Origin of the sequence: Burkholderia sp. AU15512 (assembly GCF_002223325.1) — a bacterium.
Classification (GTDB): Bacteria; Pseudomonadota; Gammaproteobacteria; order Burkholderiales; family Burkholderiaceae; genus Burkholderia.
Window position 1 is genome coordinate 1860870 of the sequence record NZ_NKEX01000003.1, and the last position, 11099, is coordinate 1871968.

Sequence of the window (11099 nt, forward strand, 5' to 3'; positions counted from 1 at the left end):
CCGGCTGCGCGACGATTCGCCGCACGTCGATCACACGCGGCGGCCACCGGCGCCCCGCGCCAATCCGGACTCAGGCCTTCCCGCCCGACGCGCCCCCCGCGCTCTTGACGATCGTCAGCGCCGACGAGATCGCCGAGCCGAGATCCGACAGGTTCGATGGCACGATCAGCGTGTTGCCCTGCTTCGCGAGATTCGAGAATGCGCTGACATACTGCTCGGCCACCTTCAGGTTCACCGCGTCCATCCCGCCCTGCGATTGCATCGCGTTCGCGATCTTCTGGATCGCCTGCGCGTTCGCCTCGGCCACCGCCAGAATCGCGGCGGCCTCGCCCTGCGCCTGGTTGATCGCGGCCTGCCGCTCGCCTTCGGATTTCTGGATCGCCGCTTCGCGCGCGCCCGACGCGAGGTTGATCTGCTCCTGCTTGCGGCCTTCGGATGCGGCGATCAGCGCACGCTTTTCACGCTCCGCGGTGATCTGCGCCTGCATCGCGTGCAGGATTTCCTTCGGCGGCGTCAAATCCTTGATCTCGTAGCGCAGGACCTTCACCCCCCAGTTCGCCGCGGCCTGATCGAGCGCCGACACGATGTTGTGGTTGATGAAGTCGCGCTCCTCGAACGTCTTGTCGAGTTCGAGCTTGCCGACCACCGAGCGCAACGTCGTTTGCGCGAGCTGCGTGATCGCGAGCACGAAGTTGCTCGACCCGTACGACGCCTTCATCGGATCGGTCACCTGGAAGTACAGCACGCCGTCGACCTGCAGCTGCGTGTTGTCGCGCGTGATACAGACTTGGCTCGGCACGTCGAGCGGGATTTCCTTCAGCACGTGCCGGTATGCGATGCGATCGACGAACGGCAGCACGATATTCAGGCCGGGCGACAGCGTCGCGTGATAGCGCCCGAAGCGTTCGAGCACCCACGCATGCTGCTGCGGCACGATCTTCACCGTCTTCGACACGATCACGATCGCGATGACGAGCAGGACAACCCAGATGATCAGCGAATCCATGAAATATTCCCTCCTTGTTGTATCGGCGGACGATCAGCCCGCGGGTTTCGCCACGACCACGAGACAATTGCCGCGCACGGCACTCACCTGGTACACGTGCGCGTCGTCGCGCTCGCCGTTCTCGAGCTCGACGTCCCAGTCGGCGCCGCGATACTGCACGCGCGCGCGGCCGTCACGCCACGCGTCGACCGTGACGGTCGCGCCGATATCGAGATTGACGTCGGGATTCGTCGACGTGTCGCGCTTCTGCTTGCGGCCGAGCCCCGAACGCCGCAACACGACCATCGCGACGATCGCGACCACGGCCGCCGCACCGAACTGCACGTGCGGCGCGAAACCGGCCAGCTGCAGCAGCCCGCCCGCGAGAAAACCGAGCGCGATCATCAGCAGGTAGAACGTACCTGTCAGCAACTCGGCCACGACCAGCACGCCCACCGCGACCCACCAGAACAGATGCCCCGACATCATTGTGGTCTCCAGAAAAACATCTCCCGCGCTTACTTGCGTGGCATGGAACCAGAATACGCGCTGAAGCGCTGTTCCGGATCGATTTGTTCGTGACTCCCGGGCGGGCGTTCGGCAGGCCTGGGGCAGCCCGCTTCGTACCGACAAACAAAAACACCCCGGTATCTACCGGGGTGTTTATAGCATGAACCTTGCAATTTGCCTTCAGTGAAGGAGCAGCAGCGCCGCTCCTTCGTCGATGGCACGTTACCGACCGTTACTTCCGGTTGGCGAGCGCCTGCCACGTATCGATGATCGTGTCGGGGTTCAGCGAGATCGACACGATGCCTTCGTCCGTCAGCCATTGCGCGAAGTCCGGGTGATCGGACGGGCCCTGGCCGCAGATGCCGACGTACTTGCCCATCTTGCGGCAGGTATCGATCGCGCGCTTCAGCAGGAACTTGACGGCCGGGTCGCGTTCGTCGAAGTCGACAGCCAGCAGTTCCATGCCCGAGTCGCGGTCGAGGCCGAGCGTGAGCTGCGTGAGGTCGTTCGAGCCGATCGAGAAGCCGTCGAAGAACTGCAGGAAGTCTTCGGCGAGGATCGCGTTGGTCGGGACTTCGCACATCATCACGAGGCGCAGGCCGTTTTCGCCGCGCTTCAGGCCGAACTTCTCGAGCAGGCCGACGACGCGCTCCGCCTGCTTCACGGTACGCACGAACGGCACCATGATCTCGACGTTGGTCAGGCCCATCTCGTCGCGCACGCGCTTCAGTGCACGGCACTCCATCTCGAACGCCTGCGCGAAGTCTTCAGCGATGTAACGCGACGCACCGCGGAAGCCCAGCATCGGGTTTTCCTCGTCCGGCTCGTAACGCGAACCGCCGATCAGCTTCTTGTACTCGTTCGACTTGAAGTCGGACAGACGCACGATCACGGGCTTCGGATAGAACGCCGCCGCGATCGTCGCGACACCTTCCGTCAGCTTGTCGACGTAGAACTGACGCGGCGATGCGTGACCGCGCGCGACGCTCTCGACGGCCTTCTTCAGGTCCTGGTCGATGTTCGGGTACTCGAGGATCGCCTTCGGGTGAACGCCGATGTTGTTGTTGATGATGAACTCGAGACGCGCGAGACCCACGCCGCCGTTCGGCAGCTGCGAGAAGTCGAACGCGAGCTGCGGGTTGCCGACGTTCATCATGATCTTGACCGGGATTTCCGGCAGTTCGCCGCGCTGCACTTCCGTGACTTCCGTCTCGAGCAGGCCGTCGTAGATCTTGCCTTCGTCGCCTTCCGCGCACGACACGGTGACGAGCGCGCCGTCCTTCAGGATGTCGGTCGCGTCGCCGCAGCCGACGACTGCCGGCACGCCGAGTTCACGCGCGATGATCGCCGCGTGGCAGGTCCGGCCGCCACGGTTCGTGACGATCGCGGCTGCACGCTTCATCACCGGCTCCCAGTTCGGGTCGGTCATGTCGGCCACCAGCACGTCGCCCGGCTGCACGCGTTCCATTTCCGACGGATCCTGGATCACGCGCACGGGGCCCGCACCGATCTTCTGGCCGATCGCACGGCCCGTCGCCAGCACCTGCGACTGGCCCTTCAGCTTGAAGCGCTGCTCGGCCTTGCCGGTCGCCTGGCTCTTCACGGTTTCCGGACGTGCCTGCAGGATGAAAATCTTGCCGTCGCGGCCGTCCTTGCCCCACTCGATGTCCATCGGACGCTGGTAGTGCTTCTCGATGATGACCGCGTACTTCGCCAGCTCGATCACGTCTTCGTCGGTGATCGAGTAGCGGTTGCGCTGCTCGTGCGGCACGTCGACCGTCTTCACGCGACCCGGCTCGCCCGGCTGCGTGAATTCCATCTTGATCAGCTTCGAGCCGATCGAGCGGCGGATGATCGGGTACTTGTCCTGTGCGAGCGTCGTCTTGAACACATAGAACTCGTCCGGGTTCACCGCGCCCTGCACGACGGTTTCGCCCAGGCCGTAGCTCGACGTGATGAACACGGCGTCCTTGAAGCCCGATTCGGTGTCGATCGTGAACATCACGCCGGCCGCGCCGACGTCCGAGCGGACCATGCGCTGCACGCCGGCCGACAGGGCGACTTCCGCGTGCGTGAAGCCCTTGTGCACGCGGTACGAGATCGCGCGGTCGTTGTACAGCGACGCGAACACGTGCTTCATGCGGTCGAGCACGTCGTCGATGCCGACGACGTTCAGGTACGACTCCTGCTGGCCGGCGAACGATGCGTCGGGCAGGTCTTCCGCGGTCGCGGACGAACGCACGGCGAACGACAGCTCGCCCGGCGAGCTGTTCTTCAGGGTTTCGAACTGCTCACGGATTTCCTGCTCGAGACGTGCCTGCATCGGCGCATCGACGATCCACTTGCGGATTTCGGCACCGGCTTCGGCGAGCGCCTTCACGTCGTCGATGTCGAGCGACTCGAGACGCTTGGCGATGCGGTCGGTAAGGTCGTTGTGCTTGAGGAAATCGCGGAACGCGAGCGCGGTCGTGGCGAAACCGGTGGGTACGCGAACGCCTGCTTCGGAAAGCTGGCTGATCATTTCGCCCAGCGACGCATTCTTGCCGCCGACGATCTCCACATCGGTCATCCGCAACTGCTCGAACGGAATTACATACGCCTGGTCCTTTGCGACGTTTGCTGCGTTAGTCATACAAGCCCCTAAGTGTGAAAAAAATGCTCGATTGCGCAAGTGGGCTTGGACGCGGGCGCTTGCAAAAAGGCGCGGCGCGTCTTGCGCAACCTGTTGGAGAAACAATCGCAGCGGCGGATGATCTTCCGACCCGATTTGCAAAAATCCCGGCAGAAGAGCGATATTTTCAGACAAATCGCCAAACTTGCCGGGAATTTTGGAATCGAGCGGCGAAGCCTGGGGCGCCGTTCGCGCCCTGCCCCCGCAATTGCTTATCCAACAGGTTGCCGCTATTCTACCGTGCCGGCTGCCGGATGTGGCGCGACCTTGTCACTGCGTCTGGAGGCGAACCTCCAGCCGCCCGCGCAACCGCCCTTCACGTTCGACGCCCAGATTCATGCTGCCTACCGTATTCATCGTCTCCGACGGCACCGGGATCACTGCCGAAACCTTCGCGCATTCGATCCTCTCCCAGTTCGACCAGAAATTCCGTCTCGTGCGCGTGCCGTTCGTCGATTCGCTCGACAAGGCCTATGCGACCGTCGAGAAGATCAACGAGGCCGCCGTGCACGACGGCCGCCGCGCGATCGTGTTCACGACGCTCGTCGACAGCGAGTCGAACGACATCGTCAAGCGCTCGAACGCACTCGTGCTCGACATGTTCCAGCGCTTCGTCGAACCGCTCGAGCAGGAACTGGAGCTCAAGTCGAGCCACGCGATGGGCCGCGGCCACCAGAACGCGGACACCGAGGAATACAAGACCCGGATCGAGGCGATCAACTTCTCGCTCGCGCACGACGACGGCCAGTCGAACCGCAACCTGTCGGAAGCCGACGTGATCCTCGTCGGCGTGTCGCGCAGCGGCAAGACGCCGACGAGCCTGTATCTCGCGATGCAGTACGGCGTGAAGGCGGCCAACTATCCGCTGATTCCCGAAGATTTCGAGCGCGGCAAGCTGCCGTCGGCGCTCGCCGCGTACAGCGAGAAGCTGTTCGGGCTGTCGATCGACCCGCAGCGCCTGTCCGAGATCCGCAACGAGCGCCGGCCGGGCAGCAAATACGCGGCGCCCGAGAACTGCCGCTACGAGATCAACGAAGCCGAAGCGATGATGCGCCGCGAGGGAATCAAGTGGCTGTCGTCGACGCACAAGTCGATCGAGGAAATCGCGACAACGATCCTGCAGGAAATCCGTCTCGACCGGCAGTCGTACTAAGCCGGAGCGCTGGCGGCCGCCTGGTCGCCACTGGAAACGAAAAGGCCGCGTCGAACGCGGCCTTTTTCATGGTGCGGAGCGAGCACGCGTGTGGCGTCACGCACGCCGCTGCTGACGCACCTGCTCGAACAGGCAGACCGCGGCCGCGGCCGCGACGTTCAGCGACTCCATCCCGCCCGGTTGCGGGATCGTCACGCGATGCGTGGCCGCGTCGCGCCAGAACGCCGACACACCCGCCCCCTCATTGCCGAACACCCAGGCAACCGGCCCCGACAGGTCGCAGTCATAAACTGCCTGCGCGCCATGCGAGTCGGTCAGCGCGACCGGCACAGCGAGGCGCTCGGCGAGCGCGCCGGCGTCGACGTCCTCGTGGATCGACAGCAGGAAATGCGCGCCCATGCCCGAGCGCAGCACCTTCGACGACCACGCATACGCGGTGCCCGGCGCACAGAACACGTGACGCACGCCTGCGGCCGCCGCGCTGCGCAGGATCGAGCCGACGTTGCCGGCGTCCTGCACGCCGTCGAGCACGACCGACGACTGCGTCACGCGCGCCGGCAGCGGCTGCGCCGGCCGGTCGACGAGCAGCAGGAAGCCGACGCCGTTGACGACGTTCGACAACTGCCCGAACAGCGCGTCGGGCAGCGTGACGATCCGCTGCGCATCGATGCGCGCGACGATCGCCTGCGCTTCGGCATGCCCGAGTGCGCCTTCGGTCGTGACGCACAGCTCGGGCGTCGCGCCCGTATCGAGGTATGCGCTCGCGAGATGGAATCCTTCGAGCAGCGCCTGACCGCCGCGGCGCTGATGGGACGTCGAACCCGCGAGCGCCTTCAGGCGCTTGTACAGCGGGTTGTCACGGGAAGTAATGCTTTTCATCGAATCAGGTCGAGTGCCGCACGAACCGGCGCGAACGAACGCCGATGGGCTTCGCACGGGCCGTGCTCGCGCAGCGCCGCAAGGTGTTTCACGGTGCCGTAGCCCGCATGCACGTTGAAGCCGTACACCGGGAAGCGTTCGTGCAGGTCGACGAGCATGCGGTCACGGGTGACCTTCGCGAGGATCGACGCGGCCGAGATGCTCGGCACGAGCGCGTCGCCGCTGACGATCGCCTCGGCGCGCACGGTCAGCGTCGGACAGCGGTTACCGTCGATCTGCGCGAGCGTCGGCAGGACCGACAGCCCTTCGACCGCCCGCTTCATCGCGAGCATCGTCGCGTGCAGGATGTTCAGCGTGTCGATCTCGTCGACACTCGCCGACGCGACGCAATACGACAGCGAGCGCGCGACGATCAGCTCGTACAGCGCGTCGCGCTTCTTCGCGGACAACGCCTTCGAATCGTCGAGCCCGTCGATCGGCTGCGCCGGATCGAGGATCACCGCGGCGGCCACCACCGGCCCCGCGAGCGGGCCGCGGCCCGCTTCGTCGACGCCGCAGACGATCTCGTCGGGACGGCTGAAATCGAAACCGCCCTGCACGTCGCTCGACGCGCGGCGGCGTGGTGCACGGACTGCGGTCATGCGCGCCCCTTGCGTTGTTCAAGCACGCGCACGACCGCTTCGGCCGCCTTCACGGCCGTGTTCTGCCGCAGCGAAAGATGCATTTCGGTAAAGACTTCGGTCAGCGTGCGGCGGTTCGCATCGTCACGCAGCTGCGTGAGCGTCGCATCGGCGAGCGCCTCGGGCGTCGCGAAATGCTGCAGCAGCTCGGGCACGACGAAACGCCCCGCCAGGATGTTCGGCAAGCCGACGTACGGCAGGTAACCCTGCCGGCGCATGATCTGCCCGGTCAGCCAGGGCACCTTGTACGAGATCACCATCGGCTTCTTCAGCAGCGCGGCTTCCAGCGTGACCGTGCCGCTCTTCACGAGGATCGCGTCGGCAGCCGTCATCGCGACCTGCGAGCGGCCGTCGGTGATCGTCAGCGCGAGCTGCGGATGCGCGTCGACGAGCGGCTGCAGCAGCGCACGCAGCGTGGGCGTGGCCGCCGGCATCACGAACCGTACGCCGGGTTCGCGCTGCTGCATCAGCGCCATCGCCGCGAAGAAGGTCGGGCCGATCAGTGCGATTTCCGAGCGCCGGCTGCCCGGCAACACGGCGATCACCGGGCCGTCGGCCGGCAGTCCGAGCGCGATGCGCGCGCCGTGCGTGTCGGGCTCGAGCGGAATCTCGTCGGCGAGCGGATGGCCGACGTAGGTCGAGGCAACGCCTGCCTTGTCGAGAATCGCCGGTTCGAACGGGAACAGGCACAACATGTGATCGACGGACTTCGCGATCTTCTTGATCCGGCCGCCGCGCCATGCCCAGATCGACGGGCACACGAAGTGGATCGACGGGATGCCCGCATCGCGCGCCGCCTGTTCGACGTTGAAGTTGAAGTCGGGCGCATCGACGCCGATGAACGCGTCCGGCCGCTCGGCGAGCAACTGGCGCTTCAGCTCGCCGCGAATCCGCAGGATCTCGGGAATCTGGCCCAGCGCCTCGACATAGCCGCGCACGGTCAGCTTGTCCATCTGCCAGTGCGAATCGAAGCCCTGCGCGATCATGCGCGGCCCGCCGATCCCGTAGTACTGGGCCGATTCGGGCAGCCGCTCGCGCAGCCCGCCGAGCAGCGACGCGCCGAGCAGGTCGCCCGACGGTTCGCCGGCCACCATCGCGAGCCGGAGCTGAGAGGTCGGAAGCGGCATCGCTTAGCGGATGATGCCGCGTTGCGACGCGTCGATGAACTCGACGAGCGCCTTCACGGGTGCGTCGCCCTCGCCGCCCGCCGCCGCCAGTTCGCGCAACTGTACTTTCGCCTCCTCGAGCGACAGGCCGTTCTTGTACAGCAGGCGGTATGCGCTGCGCAGCGCGGAGATCGCGTCGGGCGAGAAACCGCGCCGGCGCAGCCCTTCGACGTTGATCCCGTGCGGTTCGGCCTTGTTGCCGGCCGCGATCACGAACGGCGGAATGTCCTGCACGAGCGCCGATGCGCCGCCCAGCATCGAGTGCGCGCCGATGCGCACGAACTGGTGAACGCCCGACATCCCGCCGACGATCGCCCAGTCGCCGATCTCGACGTGGCCGGCCATCTGGGCGTTGCTCGACAGGATCACGTGGTTGCCGACGGTGCAGTCGTGACCGATGTGCACATAGGCCATGATCCAGTTGTCGTCACCGAGCGTCGTCACGCCGACGTCCTGCACGGTGCCCGTGTGGATCGTCGTGAACTCGCGGATCGTGTTGCGGCTGCCGATCACGAGCTTCGTCGGCTCGTCCTTGTACTTCATGTCCTGCGGACGACCGCCGACCGACGCGTAATGGCCGATGCGGTTGTCCTCGCCGAGCGTCGTATGGCCTTCGATCACGCTGTGCGAGCCGATCGTCGTACGCGCGCCGATCGTGACGTGCGGACCAATGATCGCGTACGGGCCGATCTCGACCGATTCGTCGATCTGCGCGCCCGGTTCGACAATCGCGGTGGGATGAATCCTGGTCATGCGCCGTTGCCTCTCGATGTGATGTGTCGCGTTGCGTTGCCTGTCCGTGCCGCGTCGCTCAGGGCGCCACGTCGGTCGTCTTGACCGTGCACATCAGTTCGGCTTCCGCCGCCACCTTGCCGTCTACTTCCGCCACCGCCTTGAACTTCCAGATGCCGCGGATGTAGCGTTCGAACGTCACGTTCAGAATCAGTTGGTCGCCCGGCTCGACCGGACGCTTGAAGCGTGCGCCGTCGATCCCGACGAAGTAGTACAGCGTGTTCTCCGGATCCTTCGGCTGCTCTTCCGAGAAGGTCAGCAGCGCCGCGGCCTGCGCGAGCGCTTCGAGGATCAGCACGCCCGGCATCACCGGCCGCTTCGGGAAATGCCCCTGGAAGTACGGCTCGTTGATCGACACGTTCTTCAGCGCTTTGATGCCCTTGTGCGGTTCGAGTTCGAGCACGCGATCGACGAGCAGAATCGGGTAGCGATGCGGCAGCAGCGTGAGGATCTTGTGGATGTCGAGATTGATTTTTTCAGTGCTCATGATGGTTCGTCTCACGCAGAGGCTGCGCGGTGGTGATGCAAAGGCTGAAGTGGGCCGGCGTGCGGCCCAGTCTGGCAAACCGGGCCGGTTGCGCTGGCCGTACCCGGTTCGAGGTCTCGCATGATGCGCTCAGGCGTCCGTGCCGCCCTGGGCGGCGAGCGCGGCTTCGAGCGCCTTGATGCGCTCGCGCAGCTTGTCGAGATTGCGCACGAGCGCGGCGCTCTTGTTCCATTCGCCATGGTCGACGGCCGGGAACGCGCTGGTATAGATGCCGGCCTTCGGCAGCGACTTCGATACGCCCGACTTCGCGGTGATGATGACATAGTCGCCGAGCGTCACGTGGCCGGCGATCCCGGCCGCGCCGCCGATCATGCAGTGGCGGCCGATCGTCGTGCTGCCCGCGATCCCGGCGCTGCCGGCGATCACCGTATAGGCGCCAATCCGGCAGTTGTGGCCGATCTGCACCTGGTTGTCGATCTTCACGCATTCCTCGATGACGGTATCCGCCATCGCGCCGCGATCGATCGTCGTGTTCGCGCCGATCTCGACGTCCGGGCCGATCGTGACGCCGCCGACCTGCGGGATCTTGACCCAGCTGCCGGTGCGCGCATCGCCGTCGCCGACGAAATCCGGCGCGAAGCCGAAGCCGTCGGAGCCGATCACCGCGCCCGCATGGATGATCGCGCGCGGGCCGACCTTGCAGCCGTGGTACACCGACGCGTTCGGATACAGGTGCGAGCCCGCGCCGATCGTCGTGCCGCGGCCGATGAAGACGTTCGCGTCGAGCTGCACGCCGTCCTCGATCACCGCACCGGCCTCGACCGTCACGTGCGGGCCGATCACGGCACTCGCGGCGACCTGCGCGGCCGGATCGATCGTCGCGCTCGGATGCACGCCGGCGGCGCGCTGCGGCGTGGCCAGGTCGATGAACATCTGCGCGACGCGCGCGAAGTACGCGTACGGATTCGGCGTGACGATGAAGTTGCGACCGCTTGCGGCCGCGCCCAGCTTTTCCAGATCCTTCGGCGCGATCAGCACCGCGCCGGCGCGGGTCGACTCGACCTGCGACAGGTACTTCGGATTCGCGAGGAACGCGAGTTGCTGCGGGCCTGCCTGGTCGAGCGGTGCGAGCCCGCCCACCTTGCACTGTGCGTCGCCGGCGATCTCGCCGCCGAACCGCTTTACGAGTTCCTCAAGCGTCAATGCCATTCGTCGTCTGCTCCGTTCAGTTCGTCGAGCCGGACGCGAGCGCCTTGAGCACCTTGTCGGTGATGTCGATGCGCGGGCTGACGTACACGGCCTCCTGCACGATCAGGTCGTAATTCTGCTGCTCGGCGATCTGCTTGATGACCTTGTTCGCCCGCTCGAGCACAGCCGCCAGCTCCTCGTTGCGGCGCTGGTTCAGGTCTTCGCGGAACTCGCGCTGCTTGCGCTGAAAGTCGGTGTCGAGCTGGGCGAGGTCACGCTGCTTCTGCGCGCGGTCGGCCGCCGACAGCGACGCGCCGTTCTTGTCCAGCGAATCGGACATCGACTTCAGGCGCGCCGCCAGATCCTGCAGATCCTTGTCGCGCTTCGCGAACTCGGCTTCGAGCTTCGTCTGCGCCGCCTTCGCGGGCACCGACTCGCGCAGGATCCGATCCGAATTGACCGCCGCGATGCGGGCGACGTCCTGTGCGTGCACCGTTGCCGCGCCCAAGGCCAGCGCAACGGTCAGCGCGCACATCACTCGTTTCGAAAACTTACCGGTTAGCAAAATTACCCTCTCGTTGCTGTTGT

11 protein-coding genes are annotated in these 11099 nt (G+C 65.5%); 1 reads left to right on the plus strand and 10 read right to left on the minus strand.

Translation table 11 applies throughout. The features are described 5' to 3' along the window. Positions 1 to 70 precede the first annotated feature (70 nt). The 3 genes from CFB43_RS11285 to ppsA all read right to left on the minus strand — a co-directional run bounded on the left by CFB43_RS11285 (position 71) and on the right by ppsA (position 4127). On the minus strand, positions 71 to 1006 hold the full coding sequence (locus tag CFB43_RS11285; protein ID WP_089495094.1) for an SPFH domain-containing protein: 936 nt from the start codon (positions 1004 to 1006) through the stop codon (positions 71 to 73). 33 nt (positions 1007 to 1039) lie between these two features. Continuing rightward, positions 1040 to 1474 (minus strand): NfeD family protein, encoded by a 435-nt coding sequence (locus CFB43_RS11290; protein ID WP_046545972.1) that lies wholly within the window; start codon positions 1472 to 1474, stop codon positions 1040 to 1042. Positions 1475 to 1727: 253 nt separating this feature from the next. Beyond that, positions 1728 to 4127 carry a phosphoenolpyruvate synthase gene (ppsA, locus tag CFB43_RS11295; protein ID WP_089495095.1) on the minus strand — a complete coding sequence of 800 codons (2400 nt, stop codon included), beginning with the start codon at positions 4125 to 4127 and terminating at the stop codon, positions 1728 to 1730. A gap of 376 nt (positions 4128 to 4503) precedes the next feature. On the opposite strand from ppsA, the gene ppsR reads away from it, so the two are divergent. Next, positions 4504 to 5319, plus strand: coding sequence for a posphoenolpyruvate synthetase regulatory kinase/phosphorylase PpsR (ppsR, locus tag CFB43_RS11300; protein ID WP_011352445.1), 816 nt, complete (start codon positions 4504 to 4506; stop codon positions 5317 to 5319). Between the two features lie 96 nt (positions 5320 to 5415). On the opposite strand, the gene CFB43_RS11305 is transcribed toward ppsR, so the two are convergent. The 7 genes from CFB43_RS11305 to CFB43_RS11335 all read right to left on the minus strand — a co-directional run bounded on the left by CFB43_RS11305 (position 5416) and on the right by CFB43_RS11335 (position 11046). Then, positions 5416 to 6198: a TrmH family RNA methyltransferase gene (locus CFB43_RS11305; RefSeq protein ID WP_089473091.1), complete on the minus strand. Its 783-nt coding sequence runs from the start codon at positions 6196 to 6198 to the stop codon at positions 5416 to 5418. Continuing rightward, on the minus strand, positions 6195 to 6839 hold the full coding sequence (gene rnhB, locus CFB43_RS11310) for a ribonuclease HII (RefSeq protein ID WP_089425680.1): 645 nt from the start codon (positions 6837 to 6839) through the stop codon (positions 6195 to 6197). Before rnhB ends, CFB43_RS11305 begins: the two co-directional genes overlap by 4 nt. After that, complete coding sequence (gene lpxB, locus CFB43_RS11315) at positions 6836 to 8005, minus strand: lipid-A-disaccharide synthase (RefSeq protein WP_089495096.1); 1170 nt, start codon at positions 8003 to 8005, stop codon at positions 6836 to 6838. The genes rnhB and lpxB overlap by 4 nt, the downstream gene beginning before the upstream one ends. 3 nt (positions 8006 to 8008) lie before the next feature. Beyond that, the gene (gene lpxA, locus CFB43_RS11320) at positions 8009 to 8797 is read right to left on the minus strand and encodes an acyl-ACP--UDP-N-acetylglucosamine O-acyltransferase (RefSeq protein WP_089495097.1); all 789 of its coding nucleotides are present in this window, start codon (positions 8795 to 8797) and stop codon (positions 8009 to 8011) included. A 58-nt stretch (positions 8798 to 8855) separates the two neighbouring features. After that, positions 8856 to 9323: a 3-hydroxyacyl-ACP dehydratase FabZ gene (fabZ, locus tag CFB43_RS11325; protein ID WP_011352450.1), complete on the minus strand. Its 468-nt coding sequence runs from the start codon at positions 9321 to 9323 to the stop codon at positions 8856 to 8858. Between the two features lie 129 nt (positions 9324 to 9452). Continuing rightward, positions 9453 to 10532 carry a UDP-3-O-(3-hydroxymyristoyl)glucosamine N-acyltransferase gene (gene lpxD / locus CFB43_RS11330; protein WP_089425683.1) on the minus strand — a complete coding sequence of 360 codons (1080 nt, stop codon included), beginning with the start codon at positions 10530 to 10532 and terminating at the stop codon, positions 9453 to 9455. 16 nt (positions 10533 to 10548) lie between these two features. Beyond that, positions 10549 to 11046: an OmpH family outer membrane protein gene (locus tag CFB43_RS11335; RefSeq protein WP_011352452.1), complete on the minus strand. Its 498-nt coding sequence runs from the start codon at positions 11044 to 11046 to the stop codon at positions 10549 to 10551. Positions 11047 to 11099 lie beyond the last annotated feature (53 nt).